Origin of the sequence: Vibrio brasiliensis LMG 20546, assembly GCF_000189255.1 — a bacterium.
In the GTDB taxonomy this organism is placed as follows: domain Bacteria; phylum Pseudomonadota; class Gammaproteobacteria; order Enterobacterales; family Vibrionaceae; genus Vibrio; species Vibrio brasiliensis.
This window is the reverse complement of the sequence record NZ_AEVS01000014.1, coordinates 131,822-152,382: the sequence shown is the minus strand read 5'-3', so window position 1 is coordinate 152,382 and position 20,561 is coordinate 131,822. Positions and strand designations below refer to the sequence as shown.

The window sequence follows — 20,561 nt, the reverse complement described above, 5'->3', positions numbered from 1 at the left end:
GGGAATAGGTCTGCTGTTCTGGAGTGTGGCAGAGCCAACCGCCTACTTCACTGACTGGTGGGGTATGCCTCTTAACGCTGAACCGTATAGCGAAGAAGCAAAATCTCTGGCAATGGGCGCAACCATGTTCCACTGGGGAATTCACGGCTGGGCTATCTACGCTATTGTTGCTTTGTCGTTGGCTTTCTTTGCTTTCAACAAAGGTCTGCCTCTGTCACTTCGCTCTGCCTTCTACCCACTTTTTGGTGATCGTGCCTGGGGCTGGCTAGGTCATGTCATCGACATTCTTGCTGTGCTTGCAACTCTGTTTGGTTTAGCAACCTCTCTTGGTCTAGGGGCTCAGCAGGCGACCAGTGGTATCAACCATGTATTCGGTCTTGAAGGTGGGATTGGCACCCAGATGATCGTTATCGCTTTTGTTACCTTCATTGCGGTGCTATCGGTTATTCGTGGTATTGATGGTGGCGTGAAGCTGCTGAGTAACATCAACATGGTGATCGCATTTGCCTTACTGGCATTCGTTATTTTCATCACTTTTGATGTTGCCATCGCCTCTATCTGGGATAGCACCATTGCTTACGCGCAAAACATTTTCACTCTGAGCAACCCTCATGGTCGTGAGGATAGCGCATGGATGCACGGCTGGACTGTTTTCTACTGGGCATGGTGGGTTTCTTGGTCTCCATTCGTCGGCATGTTTATCGCCCGAGTATCGAAAGGACGTACCGTTCGCGAATTTATCTTCGCAGTCATTGTTATTCCAACCGCTGTTACATTGGTCTGGATGTCTGTCTTCGGTGGTATCGCTCTTGATCAAGTGGTAAATAAAGTTGGCGAACTGGGTGCTAACGGCCTGACAGATATCTCACTTACACTGTTCCACGTTTATGATGCCCTGCCGTACAGCTCAGTAATTTCTGTACTGTCTATTGTGCTAATTCTGGTGTTCTTTATTACCTCATCAGACTCCGGTTCTCTGGTTATCGATAGCATCACAGCGGGTGGTAAGATCGATGCACCAGTGCCACAACGTATCTTCTGGGCATGTATCGAAGGTTCAATTGCAGCAGTTATGCTGTGGATTGGTGGTAAAGAAGCGCTGCAAGCTTTGCAGTCAGGTGTTGTCGCAACAGGCCTGCCGTTTACATTGGTACTTCTGGTGATGTGTATCAGCCTGATTAAGGGCTTGAGATCTGAACTTCCTCTCTATCAGTCAGACCTTCGACCTGCATCGGCATAAAAAAGCTATAAGCAGCTAAAAACAGATTGGGCGCTAATGTTAGCGCCCTTTTTTCGTCTGTCCGTCCAGTGTTCTATTACATCGCAATCTATACTAGCTGTAAGATTCAGCGGGAGTTTAGGTTAATGAATGGACGACTCATCAATATAATCGCACTCGATCATATTGTCCTGCGCACCAGTCAACTGGCTGAGATGGTGCACTTTTATCAGGATATCCTTGGCTGTTCGATTGAGCGGCAAAAGCCTGATATTGGTCTGACTCAACTAAGAGCTGGTAGCGCATTAATCGATATAGTGACGGTCGACAGTGAATTAGGAAAACTGGGGGGCAAAGCGCCTCAACAGAATGGAAGAAATGTCGATCACTTCTGCCTACAGGTAAGCGCCTTTGATGAACAGCAGTTGATTGACTATTTAAAGCAACATCAGTTAAAGCTCTCTGACTTTGCGCCGCGTTATGGTGCTCAGGGTTACGGGCGCTCAGTCTATGTTGATGATCCGGAGGGCAACGTGGTCGAGCTAAAACCCTTTAAAGAGAACTGGGCGGAGCAAAAACAATCCGATGCGGATAGTTAGAGCCTCATCAACTTACTACTCAAAACCTAAGCGTATAGTGATTCATCGGTTAAAAAGTGTATGGATAGCGCATGTTAGATCACCCTCAATTCACTCAGCTTAGAAAGAACCTTCATCAACATCCTGAGTTATCACATCAAGAGCGACAAACCGCTCAACGCATCCTCGAAGTATTTGAGAAATTCGCCGCCGATGAAGTGCATACACAGCTTGGCGGTCACGGTGTGGCATTCGTATTTAATGGTAAACAGCCAGGGCCATCGACATTAATCCGTTGTGAGTTAGACGCCCTGCCTATTCAGGAGCAGAACACTTTTGCTCATCGCTCAGTAACTGATGGCGTCTCCCATAAATGTGGTCATGATGGTCATATGGCGATCATCACCGCACTAGGTGCAACATTAGCAACACGTAGACCTGTGTCAGGAAGAGTAATTCTCTGTTTCCAACCAGCCGAGGAGACCGGAGCTGGAGCAATAGATATGGTTAATGATGCCAAGTTCAATGCTTTGAAACCCGACTACGCCTTTGCCCTGCACAATTATCCAGGATTAAAGCTGGGATCGGTAGCAGTACGAGCGGGAACGTTCAATTGTGCCTCACGCGGCATCATCATCAAGCTCAAGGGTAAAACATCTCATGCTGCCCACCCTGAAGATGGTGTCAGCCCCGCTACCGCTATGTGTCAGATTATCGAGCAGCTTAATCAGCTTCCTCAACAGCTTGCCGCTCAGGGGGTTAAAGATAAACTTTGGGTTACCGTCATTCACGCCAGACTCGGTGAGGTTGCTTTTGGTACTGCACCGGGGGAAGCGGTTGTTATGGCGACGCTACGTAGTGAAACAAATCAGGCTATGGATACCTTAGTCGAGATGACACAAGCCTTTTCTCGCCATTACGCCGAGCAAGCTGGGCTGGAGATCGAATTCAGTTTTGCTGATGTTTTTCAGGCCAGTGTTAACTCTCAGGAAGGGTGCGACCGGGTTGTAGAAGCTTGCCGTAATACTTCTACGGAATTTACTCTGATGGAAGAACCAATGCGCTGGTCAGAAGATTTTGGTCAGTTCACAGCAGTCGCCAGACAAGGGGCGATGTTTGCCTTAGGTGCCGGCGTTGATACACCACAACTGCACAATCCAGACTATGACTTTGCCGATCAACTCATTCCAATTGGTCATGATCTGTTTCTCGACCTTATCAAACAGATTAATCACTTTGAGTAATCTGACGCGCTAAACGATTGAAACTTAGGCTGATATAGAAAAACATTATCAATCGATACAATTAAGCAGCAATTAAACGTCGAAACTTTGTGAAACATAGTTAAAATAGCCGGCTCAGATTTTCTATCCATAGCGCTCCTTTGAGGAAGAAACATTGAAAACGCAGCACCTTTCAGCAAGCGACAAGCAAGATATTGAACTCGCTAAACAGATTTTAGCCAGTGGTGAACTCGTCGCTATTCCAACCGAAACAGTTTACGGACTGGCGGCAGACGCATCGAATCCGGAAGCAGTGAAGAAGATCTTCGCAGCGAAAGGTCGACCAGCTAACCACCCGTTAATTGTTCATATTGGTAATGTTGAGCAACTGTCTGACTGGGCGCGTGATATTCCTCAGCAAGCGTATACTATCGCTGACGCTTTTTGGCCGGGTCCTGTGACACTGCTGCTAAACAAAGCACCTCAAGCAACTCCAGTGGTTACAGGTGGCTTAGATACGATCGGTATTCGCATGCCTGCTCATGACGTCTTCAGTACATTATTGAAGTCTTCTGGAATGGCTGTTGCTGCACCGTCAGCAAACCCATACAAGAAGCTGAGCCCGACTTCAGCTGAACATGTACTCAACTCACTGGGCGGTAAGATTTCCGCAGTTCTGGATGGTGGCGACTGTGCTCATGGTCTTGAATCGACCATTATCGATCTGACCGAGAAGCCATTTCGTATTCTGCGTACGGGTCCTGTTACTGCGGCTCAGCTTTCTCAAGTGCTTGGCGAAGAAGTCCTGTCCCCAAAAGCACACACTGTTGCGGTGCCGGGCAATGTCACCAGTCACTACCAGCCAAACACTAAGGTTCGTCTGGTTACGCTGGAAGAGATAGAAAATGCCACGGGTGATAACATTGCCTGCTTACACTACTCCCCTGTTGAGCTAAAGACAGGCTTCAAATCGAAGCAGATGCCTACAGATGTTGCTCAATACTCTCACGACCTTTACCGCGCTCTGGATGACGCAGATAAGTGGGGTTGCGATGAAATCTGGGTAGAGAGACCACCGGTAAGCGAAGCGTGGTTTGCGGTCCATGACCGTCTTAACCGAGCTCAGTCAAAACTGTAGTTATTGACTGTTAAGTTTCTAAAATGCCCCATTGCAATGGGGCTTTTTTGTATCTAACTCCCCCTTAGCTATTCACAACAATCACTCTATTTACTTGAGCCTTTGGTTAATTAATCATAATTAAAGTGACAACGGATCAATCACAGGCAAAAGATGTTGCAATTTCGTTAAATAGAATTAAAACTCTAATTCAGCAACTAAAACTGATCAGCTAAGTACTTGATCGTTTGATAGAAGGAGTGTGTTTTGCTTAGTATTCTTCGCCTGATAATGGCTGCTATTTTTGTGGTCTTTACCACCCTGTTCGCCTTTGTTTACTGCTTGTTTAGTCCACGTAACCCAAAGCACGTTTATTTCTTCTGTCGCTGGTTTAATCAACTACACAAGATACTTGGTCTGACTCTGATTCAACGTGGCCTGGAGCGAGCTCCAACACCGGCTAACAGTGTCTATATTTCCAACCACCAAAGTGTCTATGACTTTGTTACCTCTCCGGGCATGCTGAGACCGAGAACCGTCTCTTTAGGTAAGCGAGAATTGCTCTGGGTTCCCTTTTTTGGCCAACTGTACTGGATTACCGGCAATATTCTGATCAATCGTGAAGATAAATCGAAAGCACGCGACACCATTAAACAAGTAGCGCAAGCAATCCACCAGCGCGATCTCTCAGTCTGGGCTTATCCGGAAGGCACCCGCAGTAAGGGCCGTGGCCTGCTACCGTTTAAGACTGGCGCGTTTCGGATGGCAATTGAGGCTGGCGTACCTATTACTCCAATGGTGGTGAGTAACACGCATAATAAAATCAATCTCAATCGAAGCAATAATGGCATTGTGATTACGGAGATGCTCGAGCCTATCGATACTTCGGGCTATAGCATCAATGACGCGCGTGCTTTAGCAGATCACTGTCATGCTCTAATGGCCAAGAGAATTGCCCAGCTTGATGAAGAAGTCGCTCAACTGGAACAACAGGCAAAAGTCACCACACAACCTTCTGCCAGTGAATAACTTCAGCCGGGATACATTAACCACTTAAATCGTGACCAGAAAAACAATTGCTCATATCGTCGCAATTTCATCTTTCCGGTCACATTTATCTCTTCCGCAGCACACTATTCTATCCATGTGTACCTAAGCGGAATTGTTTATGGATGTGTTATTGCTGGTCGGCCTTATCTGTCTCAATGGCGTATTCGCCATGTCAGAAATTGCCCTTGTTGCTGCTAAACCTAACCGACTGAAAAAGCGTGCTGAAAGCCACTCATCTGCGGCTATTGCCCTCAATTTAAAGAACAACCCGACTCAATTTCTATCCACAATCCAAATTGGTATTACCGCAATTGGTATCTTAAGCGGTGTGTTTGGTGAAGCGATATTTTCCGAACCCTTTTCCAGCTGGCTGATCATTCAGGGACTGAGTCCTGATATTGCCGGAGCTGTAGCCACTATGGTTGTGGTAGCCTCCATCACTTACTTCGCAATTGTTGTCGGCGAGCTCGTCCCTAAACGGTTTGCGCAGAATAATGCCGAGCACATTGCTGTTATCGTCGCCTACCCAATCTATGCTCTGGCCAAACTGGCATCACCATTTGTCTGGCTACTCAGTGTTTCGACTGACGCCCTACTGAAGTTGTTCCGCCAACACCAACCAGCAGAGGATCAGGTCACCGAGGATGACATCATAGATATCATGACGGAAGGCTCTGAATCTGGTGCGATTGAGCCGCAAGAACAACAGATGATTCGCAACCTGCTTCACCTCAATGACCGCTTGGTAACGTCACTGATGACTCCACGTTGCGACATTGAGTACCTCGACATCACCCAGCCTATCGATCAGATCTTGCAGCGGATTAGTCATACTCAACATTCCGTCTGGCCTATCTGTCATGGCAGTCTGGATAAGATCATCGGGACCATATCGTCAAAAGTCCTGCTTGATATCTACAACGAACTATCGATCGCCACGCTGGCAAGACAGGTACGTCGACCACGTTATGTTCCCGAATCGATGAAGGGGCTGCCGCTGCTCAATGATATGCAGAAGACCAACTGCGAGATGGTATTTATCGTCGATGAATATGGCGATGTCCAGGGGCTGGTCACGCACTATGACTTACTGGAGTCTATTGCCGGGGAGCTGGGCATGGCTCCTCAATATCTATGGGCCAAACAGCAGCAGGATGGCAGTTGGATAATGGATGCGATGATTCCAATTAATGAGCTCAAGCATCGTCTCGAGATTGGAGTTCTTGATGGCGAAAAGAGCGAAGGATTTCAAACCCTCAACGGTTTTCTTACCTGGAAGACAGGTAGCGTTCCCGAATGCGGTGAAGTGGTACAGCTAGACCACTGGCATTTTGAAATATTATCCGTCAGCCACAATCGCGTACTACAGGTTCGCTGTTACATGAAATGAGTTAAAAAATAAAACCGCGGCTACTGCAAAGTAACCGGGGTTTTCAGATCGGATTAAGCACTTAGTGCCTGTTCCAGATCCGCCAGAATGTCATCGATATGTTCAATACCAACCGACAGGCGAATCATCTCCGGAGAAACACCTGCTTGTTTCTGCTCTTGCTCACTTAACTGGCGGTGAGTGGTCGAAGCTGGGTGACAAGCCAGTGACTTAGCATCACCTATGTTAACCAGACGCTTGAAGATTTGCAGTGCATCGTAGAAGCGAACCCCAGCGTCATAACCGTCCTTGAGTCCAAATGACAGGATTGCTGATGGCTTACCCTTCATATATTTTTCGGCTAATGGGTAATGTTCTGAGGTCGGCAGACCTGCATAGCTGACCCAGCTTACTTTCTCGTGCTGTTGTAAGAACTCAGCAACTTTAAGCGCATTTTCAGTATGACGCTCCATACGTAGCGGTAGAGTTTCTAGCCCCTGCATTAACATAAAGGCATTCATTGGAGAGAGTGCAGAGCCGGTGTTACGCAGTGGCACAGTACGAGCACGACCAATAAAGGCAGCTTCACCAAACGCCTCACAGTACACAACACCATGGTATGAAGGTTCAGGTTGGTTGAAGACAGGGAAGCGGTCTTTATGCTGAGCCCAAGGGAACTTACCTGAATCAACGATCATACCGCCTAGTGTTGTGCCATGGCCGCCGACATATTTCGTCAGAGAGTGAACAACGATATCGGCACCGAACTCGATAGGTTTGCACAATGCAGGTGTCGCAACGGTGTTATCGACAATCACTGGGACACCCTGCGCATGTGCCAGCTCAGCCACACGCTCAAGGTCGATAATGTTGCCTGCCGGGTTACCGATACTCTCACAGTAAACCGCTTTGGTATTTTCATCGATAAGTTCCGCTAAACTCTCTGGCTTATCGTCTTTAGCAAACTTCACCTCAATGCCCTGATTTGGCAGCATATGCGCAAACAGTGTGTAGGTACCACCGTATAACTGTGGTGTAGACACAATGTTATCACCCGCCTGAGCAAGGGTCTGAATCGCATAGTTAATTGCCGCACTACCAGCGCTGACAGCCAGACCTGCAATACCACCTTCCAGCGCAGCCATACGCTTTTCCAGTACATCATTGGTCGGGTTCATAATACGGGTGTAAATATTGCCCGGAACTTCAAGGTTGAAGAGATCAGCACCATGCTGGGCATTATCAAATTCGTAAGCAACGGTTTGATAAATCGGCGTGGCAACAGACTTAGTTGTCGGGTCGGTTTCGTAACCAAAGTGTATTGAGAGGGTTTCGTCTTTCATAATCCTTCCTTGGGTAAGTAATACAGAACTAGGTTATTGTCATAACAGTTATCGAAGCTTAACTGTTTATAAATCATCCAAATATGTGGATTAATTCACACTCAATTTTCTGTATCACTTTTGCGTCAAGGTACAACTAAATTCCGCAAGGCATCTGATTAGACCATTTGATTGCATACCTTCATGTATACTGCGCGGCAGTTATAGCCACATGAATAAGACTATGTTTCTAGCACCGTATTTTTCACAAGATAACAATCAGTTCCAGTTTACTCGCCAGCAAGCAAGCCACTTTGCTAAAAAGGTTGCGGGTGACTTTAACCCTATCCATGACGAAGACAACAAGCGTTTTTGTGTTCCTGGTGATCTTCTTTTTGCCGTACTACTAAGCAAAGAAGGAGTCAGCCAGAAAATGCGTTTCGACTTCTCAGGCATGGTTAACGATGGGGTTGCTTTGTCGATTGAGAACAAATGTGAAAAAGAGAGTGCTGTGGTAGACGAGAAGTCTAAAGAGTACTTGCACATGTCTCGTGAAGGTGAAGTGAACCGTAACCCTGAGTTTATTGAACACGTAGTAACAAGCTATGTTCAGTTCTCAGGTATGAACTTCCCACATATCATGGTACCTCTGATGGAAGAGCAGCAGATGATGATCAACTGCCAGCGCCCACTGGTTATCTACGAAAGCATGGAAGTGGAGTTCTCTCGACTTGATCTGACACACCCAGAAGTAGAGTTTTCTGGTGCCACTTTTGATGTTGACGGAAAACGTGGTCTGGTGACTCTGAACTTCACATTCAAAGAAGATGGTCAGGTCGTCGGTAAAGGTTTGAAGCGTATGGTAGCAAGTGGCTTAAAACCATACGATCAGGAAGCTGTCGACGATTTGGTGGAACGCTTCCACGCTCGCAAAGAGGCGTTTCTAGCCGAGTTTGCTAACGCAGCATAAATGACAAAGGGTTATCAAACAGTGATAACCCTTTTTTGATCGAACGACTGACTGACCTGCCAGATGTCGGTCAGTTCAAAAATCTTACCCAATCATCTGGCTCTCGTTCCCAATCTTGGTTAGCCTCTTTCGCACTAACTCTTCCACTAGAAATCTCATGACACAGCAAAGCTACTACTCCGCTTCAATTCTGCAGTTTACTCAAACGGATACAGAACAGATCCTGACTCATTTCAGCCCACAGCAACAGTCGGACTGGAAAGCGAAAATTGAACTGTTGAAAGTGCAGTTTAATCAACTTCCTCATCTCGCTGGTGACGTTGTTTTCGGTTTTGCCCAACCAGAAATTAACCTGACTACAGAGGTCATTATCCTCTATCGTGGTTTGGTGTTTGTGCTTGAAATCGGCTTTGATGCAGCCCAGTATGATGACCAGGTTACAGCTGCGCTTCATCAGCAGGCGCAACAACTCAAAACTGCTCACATTGGTAGCCAGAGCAAATTTATTATTCCTGTCGCGATTGAAACCAGTGCCGCACCTCAACCTAGTGCAATCGTGGTCTCAGAAGACTTAGTCGCCAACACTATGTGCGACAGTGGCGAGCATTTAGCAGCCCTGATTGAGCACTTTTCTAACCAGTACAAAGATGACCAGATCATTCTCAGCGACTGGCTAAAAAGTGGCTTTAACAGCCAATAGTGTCAACGGGTCATCTTCTTGACAAACACCACCACGAACAGCGCCATGGTAAAGCTGCCTAAGAAGGCTTCACAGGCAGCAATAAACCTTGCGACTCCGACAGGCGATATATCCCCATAACCTAAGGTAGTGAAGGTCACAACGCTGAAATAGAGAGAGTTAAAGAACTCTAACACATAGAATTTCCAGCCAGTCACATCTTCATAAATCGGGTGTGCGCCTGTGGTATCAAGGAAGAAGTAAGCGAAAGCACAAATCAGGATCAAGAATATCGAGAACCCGACCACTCTGATCGGATCTTCCCCATAACCACAGAACAGATCCACCAGTTTGGAGATCATTCTCTTGAAACTGAATAGTGGCATTTGATAACGGCGAAAACGCATTTCACGCTTGAAAAAATCACCAGCCATCTCAAACAGCCCTTGCTTTTCACACTGCTTACGAATGTTACGACAGACCTCTTCCGCCTCCTGACAATACATAATCGAGGCCTTGCGATCTTGGGTACGTAACGCCCGCTTAGCTTCTGACTCCTGCTTTAGACATTCACCCCATTCGATGTTTTCTAATTTGGCTCGCGACAGTTCAGCACCCAGCAAATTGCAGTTATCCAATTTGGCACAATGCAAGTTAGCCCCGATCAACTTCGTTTTCATTAACGAAGAACCGCGTAAATCTAAGCCGAAAAAGTGGGCGTCAACTAAATTCGCCCGATAAAAATCTGCATCTCGACACTGATAACCATCTTTACAACCACGATTTACCAGGTCGATATCCTCAAGATTTGTTCTCGCCAACTGAAATCCGTCTAAAGGTTTACCTGCTGCGGCCCATTGCTCAACCTTGTCTTTTATATCATCTTTGCTTTTATCGACTTTGGGATCATGCCAGTAACAGAGCCCTGACTCCCCACACGGTTGATCGCAGCACCAGCCATCAGGATTTTGATAGCTGCATCGGCCTTGGTGAGATTCCATATGCGCTGCCCCTAACTGTATCTAACATCACATTGGCCATGCTAGATATCATTACTAAGTGTAGTGGGTGCATATGGACGCGCCACGGCTATTTACAAATTAATCAGTATCAACTTGTTCTCTAAGCCATTTTTTTAAACAGGCGTGTGTAGGGGTCATCAATATGGGTAATGACAAAGTAACCTGCATTTGCAGCAGTCGCTGGGAATGGTGCAATTAGCCTTCCCTGCTCTATCTCCTTACCAAGTAGTGCCACTCTGGCAAGTGCAATTCCGACTCCCGCTTCTGCGGCAGACATCGCCATGTCAGTCCGGTTAAAGAAGTGTCCCTGATTGGTTTCATAATCAAGCCTTTGCTGGGCCGTCCAATAGAGCCACTCATAATCTTTCGCGGCCCCTGACCATGGCATCGCGTCATGCAACAGAGTCACCTTTGACCAGGCCTCATTCCCCTGTAGAATGCCACTATGAACCTTGAAGTAGTCAGGGCTCATAACAGGTAGGAGTGACTCTTCCATTAGCAGCTCTGCATCAGCATGCTTGTATGGCAGTGGACCATAATCGATGGCGATATCAAAGTTGCGCTTATCACTATCAACCAGCGCCCCTTCTGCAAAGGTATGAATCTGTACATCGGGGTAACGCTTATGGAAATTCTCCAATCGCGGCACCAACCACTTAAAGGCGAAAGATGGCGTTAGCTTGAGGCGAATCTGTTTACGTTCCGAAACCTGAGTCAGTTGGAAAATATTCTCTTCAATTGCCGCTAAGTGGTGACTGGTTGCATCAACCAATTTATGTCCCTGTTCACTCAAACGAATACCACGTGCATGGCGTTCAAATACACTAAAACCTAATCGTTCTTCAATCTGTTGTAATTGCTGGCTAACAGCGCCAACTGTCAGGTTAAGCTCTTTAGCAGCACTAGTCAGGCTCTGGTGCCGGGCAACAATACAGATCAGGTTAACTCCATGTAGTAATGCTGATTTCATGACTACCTTTTAATTTTTCTAAAACCTACTATCAATTCTTATCGATTGTTAACCGGATGTAAATTGTCCATCCTTGGCAAAATTTCAAAACTGTGAGAGTTGAACGTGAAGGTCGTTATTTTAGGCAGCGGTGTGGTCGGTCTGACCAGCGCTTGGTATTTATCGCAGGCAGGCTTTGAGGTCACGGTGATCGATAGACAGGCTCGCTCGGCCGAGGAAACCAGTTTCGCTAATGCCGGGCAGATCTCCTACGGCTATTCATCGCCTTGGGCTGCGCCGGGTATTCCCGCTAAAGCGATCAAATGGCTATTCGAAGAGCATGCTCCGTTAAAGATCAAACCAAGCCTAAGCCCTGAACTGATTCAATGGGCCAGTCAAATGCTGGTCAACTGTCAGCTTGAGAAGTATCGCGTCAACAAATCGCGCATGCTGACCATAGCGAATAGAAGCCGTGAGTGTTTAGCTGAGTTAAATCGAAACTATGACCTTAACTATCAGGGAAGAACCAAAGGGACGTTACAAATCTTCCGCAATCCTGCTCAGCTTAAAGCAGTAGAAAAAGATATTGCTCTGCTTGAAGAGAGTGGTACTAAGTACCAGTTAATGAATCCGGCACAATGTCTTGTCCAGGAACCAGGTTTAGCCAACATGCAAGGTAACTTAGTTGGCGGGCTCTATCTGCCTGACGATGAGACTGGCGACTGTCAGCTGTTTTGTCAGCAATTACAGCAAATGGCTGAGCAAGCGGGCGTCACCTTCCTGTTTAACACGACAGTGGACAAGTTGAATAGCGAAAACAACCAAGTGGTTAGCGTCGAGACTTCTCAAGGTACCATCCATGCTGATAGCTATGTGATTGCACTAGGCAGCTACTCTAAACATCTGTTAGCACCACTGGGTATCGATATTCCAGTCTATCCGGTTAAGGGCTACTCACTGACTCTGCCAGTTATCGACCAGCAACATGCACCAAACTCAACCATCATGGATGAGACCTACAAGGTTGCCGTTACCCGATTTGAGCAGAGAATACGTGTCGCGGGTACTGCCGAGCTCGCTGGTTTTGATCCCGCACTACCGGATAAGCGACTGGCTACTCTGAATCACGTGGTCAGCAACTTGTTCCCACAAGGTGTAGACCTCGCTCAGGCCGAATACTGGACAGGCTTCCGACCAATGACTCCCGACGGGACACCAATCATAGGTCAAACTAAGTTCAGCAATCTCTACACTAATACTGGTCATGGCACGTTAGGTTGGACAATGGCATGTGGTTCTGCGGATATTCTGACCAGAATAATCGCATCGCAAGGACAGCAGTCATTCAACGAATTGAGCGTCGAACGCTACAGTTAACCACATTCAATACAATAAACTTAGTTGCGCTGTTTTTACAAAACAATCGACAGCGTAACTAGGTTTATTCGTCTTATACAAATCACTAATAAAAGTAGCATTTAAGTAATTACTACTAATGATTGCTTGCACAACTATTAACCAACGCTATTTTTTAACAATTTATTAGCACTTTGTGCCTTACCTCACGCAAATTCACATTAACAAATAAATAAATTAACAATTGCGTTACAGAAAGGGTAATATCCTGTTCAGAAAACAACCATTACAAAACAAACAGGGAAACTACTTATGCAGTCAATTGTTGATTTTTTGAATGGAATTATCTGGAGCCCGGTATTGATTTATCTTTGCCTTGGCGCAGGTTTGTTCTACTCAGTCATGACACGATTCGTTCAAGTTCGTCACTTTAGTGAAATGTGGCGCCTACTTCTTTCAGGGAAAAGTTCATCTAAAGGTATCTCATCTTTCCAGGCACTAGCGGTATCGCTATCTGGTCGTGTAGGTACAGGTAACATTGCGGGTGTTGCAGCAGCGATCGGTTTCGGTGGTCCTGGTGCGGTATTCTGGATGTGGGTTGTCGCCTTCTTTGGTGCTGCAACTGCATACGCAGAATCAACTCTGGCTCAGATTTATAAAGAAGAAGACAACGGCGAATTCCGCGGTGGTCCAGCTTACTATATCGAAAAAGCGATGGGTCAGAAGTGGTACGCGTGGATCTTCGCTATTGCGACTATCTTTGCATGTGGTTTCCTACTACCTGGTGTTCAGTCAAACAGTATCGGTAATGCAGTAGAAGCAGCATTCGGTCCTGGTGAAATGATTGAAACCGCTATCGGTACATTCAGTTTTGCGAAAATCTTTACCGGTACTCTTATTTCAGTAATCCTGGCCTTCATCATCTTTGGTGGTGTGAAACGTATTGCGAACTTCACTCAGATCGTTGTTCCTTTCATGGCTCTGGCTTACATCATTACAGCATTCGTAATCATCCTACTGAACATTGCTGAAGTACCTCGCGTATTCTCAATGATCGTTGGCGATGCATTCACTCCTATGGCTGGTGTTGGTGCTGCAATTGGTTGGGGTGTAAAACGTGGTGTTTACTCTAACGAAGCTGGTCAGGGTACAGGCCCTCACGCAGCGGCAGCAGCGAGCGTAGATCACCCAGCTCAACAAGGTCTGGTTCAGTCGTTCTCTATCTACATCGATACTCTACTAGTATGTTCTGCAACAGCGTTTATGATCATCATCACTGGTGCATACAACGTACACGGTGCCGAAGGCTTCCTGGTTCAGAACGTTGCAGCAGATATCGCAGCTAACGGCCCTGTATTTACTCAGATGGCTATTGAGAGTGCGCTACCTGGTATCGGTAAACCGTTCATCGCAGTTGCGCTGTTCTTCTTTGCCTTTACTACCATTCTTGCGTACTACTACATTGCAGAAACAAACATTGCTTACATCCGTCGTACCTTCAAGGTTAGCGGCCTAATGTTCATGCTAAAAGTCGCATTAATCGCAGTTGTGTTCTACGGTACAGTTAAGACTGCAAACCTTGCGTGGGCAATGGGTGATGTCGGTGTAGGCCTGATGGCTTGGTTGAACATCGTTGGTATTCTGATCATCTTCTTCATGTCGAAACCTGCTCTAAAAGCACTGAACGACTACGAAGAACAGCAAAAACAAGGTGTTACAGAATACACATTCAACCCTGTTAAGCTTGGTATCAAAGGTGCTGACTACTGGGAAGACAAATACCGCCGTAAGACAGGCAAAGAGCCTACGGCTGAAGTTGACTCAAAACCAGTTGAGCAACCATCAACTTAATCGCAATCAGCGAAAATATAAAAAGCAGTGGTAAAAAAAGGGGTTAGCCAATGGCTAACCCCTTTGTTATTACTGTTCCCACATATTTTTGTAGTGACCGTATCAGGCGTGGTCACCACTCAATATTCGATTGTTTAAGCTGCAACCTGCTCTAACTCAACAGCCTGAGACTGTTTCTTCTCACCGATAGGCAAGATAGTACGGCCATATTCGTTGTTTAGTACTTGTGCCATTGCAAAGTAGATTGCGCTTGCGCCACAGAAGATACCTTCAATACCAGCGATAGTGCCGATTAGCTCACTGCCTGAGAAATCACGAGCAGCAAGTAGGAAGAACAGGATAGTTAGAGAGCCAAATACAACCTGTTTCGCTACTGGGTAGCACAGAGAACCAATGAACATGAAGCCAGTGAATACGCCCCAAAGTAGTAGATACCAGCCCATGAAGCTAGCAGGACTTGCAGGCAGACCCATGTATGGCATTACGATAAGACCAACAAGCGTTAGCCAGAACAGACCGTAAGAGGTAAAAGCAGTAGTACCAAACGTGTCACCACGCTTGAAGCACATCATGCCAACTAGCACTTGGCTAAGACCACCATAGAAAATACCCATTGCCAGGATCATTGAGTCAATTGGGAAGAAGCCTGCATTGTGGATGTTTAGCAGGATGGTTGTCATACCGAAACCCATTAGGCCAAGTGGAGCCGGGTTTGCCAGTTTTGTTGACATTTTGCGCACCTTTCAAAAAAGTTAATAAAAATTACGCGCGAAGTTTAATCCCGTTCAACAGAAAAGATAAACATTGAATTTGCAATCTAAGATTACGCAAAACGTTTTATATATTTTTAATCAATCACCAGCCTTCTAACACAATGAATTCGTGTCACTTTTACTCACCGAAACAAGAGCTAAAAGGCCCCTATCTCAACGATAGAGGCCCTTTCTATTTACCTTAGTCGTGATCAATTAAGGACAAGAGATCTCATCCCAGAACCAATTTGATTGCGTTGGAGTCTCCCACACACCCGGGCCATTCTTAGCAATAAAGCATTTGCCGTTGTAAGTGACTTTGTCGCCATCAGCAACCTGGGTAACGCCTGGTTCCCATTGAATTAAGCCACCTGGGTCTGGTGTTGGATCCGGGTCAGGTGTAGGGTCTACGGGGTCGAGTTGTTCAACAACACGCACTTCTGGCCAGCTTGAATGTGAACCATAGAAATTGGTAACACACTTTTCGTAATCTCCCTCAACTAACGCTGAATAAGCCGTTTGGAAACCAACCAGCTCACATTCAAACGAGTAGCCACCTGGGCGATCGGCATAGTATTTCCAGTTACCATCCCAGTTGGTATACAGAACATCAGTCGCACCATTAAGATTTAAGCTACCGTATGGGGTTTGCTGCCAGCAGGTATCTTTCTCATCACTTCCAATCGGGATTTGATAATGAGAAGACAGCCCTTGCCAGTAACGAATTCGGTTCACTGGCTGGCCTTTATCCTTGTTCTGTTCACCACACTCAATCCCACCATTGATAATGTTAATCGTGGTACCAAAACCATAACCTATTCCGGCATCGACCTCCCTCTGCGATGGTTGCCAGGTTTTATCGATAACATGCAACATTGCCGGCTTAGGCGCCTGAGGAGTTAAGAAAAACCAGATTGCAGAAGCAAGGTTAAGCCATGAGTCAGCAACCAGACCTGGGTTATTGAGCAACACAGATGCGTCACCATCGAACATAGCTTCGGAGAAAGCACCATAGTTGAAATGATAGGAAAGCTGCTTAGCTCCACGACCAAAGTACCCCTGCCCTGCAGCACATGGCCATTTTCTATTTTGCCAATCGTTCTGACCACAGCCAGTTGTATAACCCTCCTGCCCTTCTGACCAGCCCATTTCACGCACATGAACCAATGCCTGCTGCCACTCTTCTAAACCCTGCGGGTTATCCCAAGTGTTATCAATGGCAATATGTCCACCCGTCTCTTGAGCAAAATGAGCAAATGCCGTGACGATCGAGCGTTTACAAATCGCATCAGAATCACGTCCATCGGTGTACTCAGCACAGAAGGCTGGGAACTTACCAATCGCTCGCAAAAAGCGCGTGTAAGTGTATTCAGGCGCCGCCATTTGAGTCAGGTAGTCCCACTCAGAACGAGGGAAAACCCTTTCTGCACGCTTAACATTATCTGGGTTGGTTGCCAGACCAGCATCAATGGCTTCAACCACACTATTTGGTGCAGTACGAAGTGCCTGTGACCAGGTCTGATACATAGGATCAGAGGTCTTCTGTTGCTCTACGGCGGCAACATCCGCGCGTGAGATAACAAAACCAGTCGGGTTTAGTGGATCGGGCTGAATATTCATCGTTGCCCAAGCACTTGAGCCCATACTCAAGGCCGATGCTACGGCTAAAAAGCGCAAGGTTTTCATTGTTATACAACTCCTGTGTATGTGAAGTTGTATCAGCATAGATGAGGAATGAATAACTAGAATAGCGACAAAGTCAGGTTGCGAGTGATCACGAAGAGCAAAGTAATAATGTTATTTATCAGTCGCAGAAAGCGATAAATGAGTCGAAAAAAAACCAGCCCGCAGGCTGGTTTTTTGTTATTCAAATTCGCGGATTATTCCCACTCGATTGTCGCTGGCGGTTTACCTGAAATGTCGTAAACAACACGAGAAATGCCGTCAACTTCATTGATAATACGGTTAGAAACCTTACCCAAGAAGTCATATGGCAGATGCGCCCAGTGAGCAGTCATAAAGTCGATAGTTTCAACGGCACGCAGTGACACAACCCAATCGTACTTACGGCCATCGCCCATCACACCTACAGAGCGAACTGGTAGGAATACAGTAAATGCCTGAGAAACTTTGTTGTAAAGATCTGCAGCGTGTAGCTCTTCAATAAAGATAGCGTCAGCACGGCGTAGCAAGTCACAGTACTCTTTCTTGATTTCACCAAGAACACGAACACCCAGACCAGGACCCGGGAATGGGTGGCGGTAAAGCATGTTGTAAGGCAGACCAAGTTCCAGACCAATCTTACGAACTTCATCTTTAAACAGCTCACGTAGTGGTTCAACAAGGCCCATCTCCATATCGTCTGGCAGGCCGCCAACGTTATGGTGAGACTTGATCACGTGTGCTTTACCAGTCTTAGAAGCCGCAGATTCGATTACGTCTGGGTAGATCGTACCCTGAGCAAGCCATTTAGCATTTTTCAGCTTCTTAGACTCTTCGTCAAATACATCAACGAATACGTGACCGATAGTCTTACGTTTATCTTCTGGATCAGATTTACCTTCAAGAGCTTTCAGGAAACGGTCTTCAGCATCAACTTTAATGATGTTCAAGCCGAATTTGTCGCCAAACATTTCCATTACTTGCTGACCTTCGTTAAGACGAAGCAGACCATTATCCACGAATACACATGTTAGTTTGTCGCCGATAGCACGGTGAACCAGCATAGCGACAACTGAAGAATCAACACCACCAGACAGACCAAGGATAACTTCGTCCTCACCTACCTGCTCTTTAATACGAGCAACAGCGTCTTCGATGATAGACTCAGAAGTCCATAGACGTTCACAACCACATACGCCAAGAACAAAGTTCTCTAGCATCTGTAGACCACCTTTAGTGTGTGTTACTTCTGGGTGGAACTGAACGCCGTAGTATTTCTTCTCTTCGTTAGCCATTGCAGCGTAAGGACAAGTGTCAGTTTCACCAACTTTGACGAAGTCTGCCGGGATTTCTACTACTTTGTCACCGTGGCTCATCCAAACATCTTGAGTCGCTTCAAGATCTTTAAAGATTGCAGATTCGCCAGATACTTTAACCTGTGCGTAGCCGAATTCACGTTCAGTAGAACCTGCTACTTTACCACCTAGCTGTTCAGCCATAGTTTGCATGCCGTAACACACACCTAGAACAGGAACACCTGAGTCAAATACGTATTGAGGAGCACGTGGTGAGTTTTCCTCAGTTACGCTTTCTGGGCCACCAGACAGGATGATACCGTCTGGATTGAATTCACGAATATCCGCTTCTTCAACATCCCAGCTCCATAGTTCACAGTAAACGCCGATTTCACGAACGCGGCGAGCAACTAGTTGAGTGTACTGAGAACCGAAGTCCAGGATCAGAATACGTTGGTCATGGATATTTTTAGTCATTTTGAGCAGTCTTATAAGCTAAGTGATTAAAATGTAGGCGAGTGTACTCGCCTACTATTAATGCTTCAAGGAAAAAGCAAACGTTACCGTTGAGTGTATAGGTTTTATTTTTACTACAGTAAAAATTAACCTAGACGGTAGTTTGGTGCTTCCTTAGTAATTTGAACGTCGTGTACGTGAGACTCTTTCATGCCTGCACCTGAGATACGTACGAATTCAGCTTTAGTACGCATATCTTCAATAGTTGCAGAGCCTGTCAGACCCATACTTGAACGTAGACCACCCATTTGTTGGTGAACGATCTCTTTCAGGCGACCTTTATATGCGATACGACCTTCGATACCTTCTGGTACCAGCTTGTCTGCAGCATTATCAGACTGGAAGTAGCGGTCAGAAGAACCCTGAGACATTGCGCCCAGTGAGCCCATGCCACGGTAAGCTTTGTATGAGCGACCGTTGTATAGAATCACTTCGCCAGGTGCTTCTTCAGTACCCGCGAACATTGAACCAACCATTACACACGATGCACCTGCTACGATAGCTTTACAGATATCACCTGAGAAACGGATACCACCGTCAGCGATAACTGGAATACCGTGTTGGTTTGCTACTTCAGCAGCATCTGCGATTGCCGTTACCTGAGGAACACCAACACCCGTTACGATACGAGTTGTACAGATAGAACCTGGGCCGATACCTACTTTAACTGCACTAACACCAGCGTCGATAAGTGCTTTAGCACCTGCGCCAGTAGCAACGTTACCGCCAATGATATCTAGATCTGGGTAAGCCGCGCGAGTTTCGCGGATACGGTTAAGAACACCTTCAGAGTGACCGTGTGAAGAGTCAATCAGTAGTACGTCAACACCAGCTTCAACAAGTGCAGCAACACGCTCTTCGTTGCCAGCGCCAGCACCAACTGCTGCACCAACACGTAGACGACCTTGCGCATCTTTACATGCGTTAGGCTTACGCTCTGCTTTGTGGAAATCTTTCGCGGTAATCATACCTGTTAGTTGGAACTCGTCGTTCACAACCAGTACTTTCTCTACGCGCGCTTTGTGCATTTTCTCTTGAACTTCTTCACGAGTAGCCCCTTCCTTAACTGCTGCAAGGCGCTCTTTAGGCGTCATTACAACATCTACTTTCTTAGAAAGGTCTGTTACAAAGCGAACGTCACGGCCAGTGATAATACCAACAAGCTCGTTAGTATCTGTTACCACTGGGAAACCTGCAAAACCATGCTTTTCTGTTAGTGCAACAACATCAGCGATTGTTGCATCAGGGCTTACTGTTACAGGGTGTGATACAACACCTGCTTCGTAAATTTTAACCTGATGAACCATCTGAGCTTGCTGCTCAATAGACATGTTCTTGTGGATAAAGCCAATGCCACCTTCCTGCGCAAGAGCGATAGCGAGACGAGCTTCCGTCACGGTATCCATCGACGCAGAAATCATCGGAATATTTAGAGTGATATTTTTCGTCAGCTGAGTGCGAAGATCAGCTGTGTTTGGGAGAACGGTGGAGTGTGCTGGCACAAGTAGTACGTCATCGAATGTCAGCGCTTCTTTGGCAATTCTTAGCATTTGCAATATCTCACAATTAGAGGAGTAAAAAGAACAATCCGGTCTCATCGTTTCGCATAATGAGGGCAGCAAGTTTAAGAA

Annotated in this window: 16 protein-coding genes and 1 pseudogene; 10 read left to right on the top strand and 7 right to left on the bottom strand. The window is 46.3% G+C overall.

The features are described from left to right. From RH46_RS03110 to RH46_RS03085, 6 genes are all read left to right on the top strand, one after another. On the top strand, positions 1-1,240 hold a 1,240-nt coding region (locus RH46_RS03110), incomplete at its 5' end, for a BCCT family transporter (RefSeq protein WP_006877952.1). A 125-nt stretch (positions 1,241-1,365) separates the two neighbouring features. Further along, positions 1,366-1,818 carry a VOC family protein gene (locus RH46_RS03105; protein ID WP_006877951.1) on the top strand — a complete coding sequence of 151 codons (453 nt, stop codon included), beginning with the start codon at positions 1,366-1,368 and terminating at the stop codon, positions 1,816-1,818. 71 nt (positions 1,819-1,889) lie between these two features. Further along, positions 1,890-3,041 carry an amidohydrolase gene (locus RH46_RS03100; protein ID WP_006877950.1) on the top strand — a complete coding sequence of 384 codons (1,152 nt, stop codon included), beginning with the start codon at positions 1,890-1,892 and terminating at the stop codon, positions 3,039-3,041. 154 nt (positions 3,042-3,195) lie between these two features. Continuing rightward, positions 3,196-4,158 carry an L-threonylcarbamoyladenylate synthase gene (locus tag RH46_RS03095; protein ID WP_006877949.1) on the top strand — a complete coding sequence of 321 codons (963 nt, stop codon included), beginning with the start codon at positions 3,196-3,198 and terminating at the stop codon, positions 4,156-4,158. A gap of 246 nt (positions 4,159-4,404) precedes the next feature. Further along, on the top strand, positions 4,405-5,166 hold the full coding sequence (locus RH46_RS03090; RefSeq protein ID WP_006877948.1) for a 1-acylglycerol-3-phosphate O-acyltransferase: 762 nt from the start codon (positions 4,405-4,407) through the stop codon (positions 5,164-5,166). Positions 5,167-5,305: 139 nt separating this feature from the next. Further along, positions 5,306-6,577: a hemolysin family protein gene (locus RH46_RS03085; RefSeq protein ID WP_006877947.1), complete on the top strand. Its 1,272-nt coding sequence runs from the start codon at positions 5,306-5,308 to the stop codon at positions 6,575-6,577. Between the two features lie 53 nt (positions 6,578-6,630). Here RH46_RS03085 and RH46_RS03080 read toward each other — a convergent pair whose 3' ends face one another. Then, positions 6,631-7,899 carry an O-acetylhomoserine aminocarboxypropyltransferase/cysteine synthase family protein gene (locus RH46_RS03080; protein ID WP_006877946.1) on the bottom strand — a complete coding sequence of 423 codons (1,269 nt, stop codon included), beginning with the start codon at positions 7,897-7,899 and terminating at the stop codon, positions 6,631-6,633. A gap of 223 nt (positions 7,900-8,122) precedes the next feature. Between RH46_RS03080 and RH46_RS03075 the strand changes: the two genes are divergently transcribed. Continuing rightward, a complete protein-coding gene (locus RH46_RS03075) occupies positions 8,123-8,848 on the top strand; it encodes a DUF3581 domain-containing protein (protein WP_006877945.1) in 726 nt (241 codons plus the stop codon). A gap of 157 nt (positions 8,849-9,005) precedes the next feature. Then, entirely contained in the window at positions 9,006-9,548 is a 543-nt protein-coding gene (locus tag RH46_RS03070; RefSeq protein WP_006877944.1) for a hypothetical protein, read from the top strand. 2 nt (positions 9,549-9,550) lie between these two features. Here RH46_RS03070 and RH46_RS03065 read toward each other — a convergent pair whose 3' ends face one another. After that, positions 9,551-10,528, bottom strand: coding sequence for a pentapeptide repeat-containing protein (locus RH46_RS03065; RefSeq protein ID WP_006877943.1), 978 nt, complete (start codon positions 10,526-10,528; stop codon positions 9,551-9,553). 99 nt (positions 10,529-10,627) lie between these two features. Continuing rightward, a pseudogene (locus RH46_RS03060) lies at positions 10,628-11,519 on the bottom strand (LysR substrate-binding domain-containing protein). Positions 11,520-11,624: 105 nt separating this feature from the next. Here RH46_RS03060 and RH46_RS03055 point away from each other — a divergent pair. Next, a complete protein-coding gene (locus tag RH46_RS03055) occupies positions 11,625-12,875 on the top strand; it encodes a D-amino acid dehydrogenase (protein ID WP_006877941.1) in 1,251 nt (416 codons plus the stop codon). Between the two features lie 291 nt (positions 12,876-13,166). After that, positions 13,167-14,705 (top strand): alanine/glycine:cation symporter family protein, encoded by a 1,539-nt coding sequence (locus tag RH46_RS03050; protein ID WP_006877940.1) that lies wholly within the window; start codon positions 13,167-13,169, stop codon positions 14,703-14,705. A gap of 134 nt (positions 14,706-14,839) precedes the next feature. On the opposite strand, the gene RH46_RS03045 is transcribed toward RH46_RS03050, so the two are convergent. The 4 genes from RH46_RS03045 to guaB form a co-directional block, all read right to left on the bottom strand. Then, positions 14,840-15,436 carry an acetate uptake transporter gene (locus tag RH46_RS03045; protein WP_006877939.1) on the bottom strand — a complete coding sequence of 199 codons (597 nt, stop codon included), beginning with the start codon at positions 15,434-15,436 and terminating at the stop codon, positions 14,840-14,842. 237 nt (positions 15,437-15,673) lie between these two features. Then, positions 15,674-17,143 carry a chitinase gene (locus RH46_RS03040; RefSeq protein ID WP_006877938.1) on the bottom strand — a complete coding sequence of 490 codons (1,470 nt, stop codon included), beginning with the start codon at positions 17,141-17,143 and terminating at the stop codon, positions 15,674-15,676. A gap of 194 nt (positions 17,144-17,337) precedes the next feature. Beyond that, positions 17,338-18,891, bottom strand: coding sequence for a glutamine-hydrolyzing GMP synthase (guaA, locus tag RH46_RS03035; protein ID WP_006877937.1), 1,554 nt, complete (start codon positions 18,889-18,891; stop codon positions 17,338-17,340). A 125-nt stretch (positions 18,892-19,016) separates the two neighbouring features. Next, entirely contained in the window at positions 19,017-20,480 is a 1,464-nt protein-coding gene (guaB, locus tag RH46_RS03030; RefSeq protein ID WP_006877936.1) for an IMP dehydrogenase, read from the bottom strand. Positions 20,481-20,561 lie beyond the last annotated feature (81 nt).

What these genes read in the sequence shown, in the direction of transcription:
- RH46_RS03105 (WP_006877951.1), top strand. Translation starts at nt 1,366, where the DNA reads ATGAATGGACGACTCATCAATATAATCGCACTCGATCATATTGTCCTG.
- RH46_RS03100 (WP_006877950.1), top strand. Translation starts at nt 1,890, where the DNA reads ATGTTAGATCACCCTCAATTCACTCAGCTTAGAAAGAACCTTCATCAA.
- RH46_RS03085 (WP_006877947.1), top strand. Translation starts at nt 5,306, where the DNA reads ATGGATGTGTTATTGCTGGTCGGCCTTATCTGTCTCAATGGCGTATTC.
- RH46_RS03080 (WP_006877946.1), bottom strand. Translation starts at nt 7,899, where the DNA reads ATGAAAGACGAAACCCTCTCAATACACTTTGGTTACGAAACCGACCCG.
- RH46_RS03075 (WP_006877945.1), top strand. Translation starts at nt 8,123, where the DNA reads ATGTTTCTAGCACCGTATTTTTCACAAGATAACAATCAGTTCCAGTTT.
- RH46_RS03070 (WP_006877944.1), top strand. Translation starts at nt 9,006, where the DNA reads ATGACACAGCAAAGCTACTACTCCGCTTCAATTCTGCAGTTTACTCAA.
- RH46_RS03065 (WP_006877943.1), bottom strand. Translation starts at nt 10,528, where the DNA reads ATGGAATCTCACCAAGGCCGATGCAGCTATCAAAATCCTGATGGCTGG.
- RH46_RS03050 (WP_006877940.1), top strand. Translation starts at nt 13,167, where the DNA reads ATGCAGTCAATTGTTGATTTTTTGAATGGAATTATCTGGAGCCCGGTA.
- RH46_RS03045 (WP_006877939.1), bottom strand. Translation starts at nt 15,436, where the DNA reads ATGTCAACAAAACTGGCAAACCCGGCTCCACTTGGCCTAATGGGTTTC.
- RH46_RS03040 (WP_006877938.1), bottom strand. Translation starts at nt 17,143, where the DNA reads ATGAAAACCTTGCGCTTTTTAGCCGTAGCATCGGCCTTGAGTATGGGC.
- guaA (WP_006877937.1), bottom strand. Translation starts at nt 18,891, where the DNA reads ATGACTAAAAATATCCATGACCAACGTATTCTGATCCTGGACTTCGGT.
- guaB (WP_006877936.1), bottom strand. Translation starts at nt 20,480, where the DNA reads ATGCTAAGAATTGCCAAAGAAGCGCTGACATTCGATGACGTACTACTT.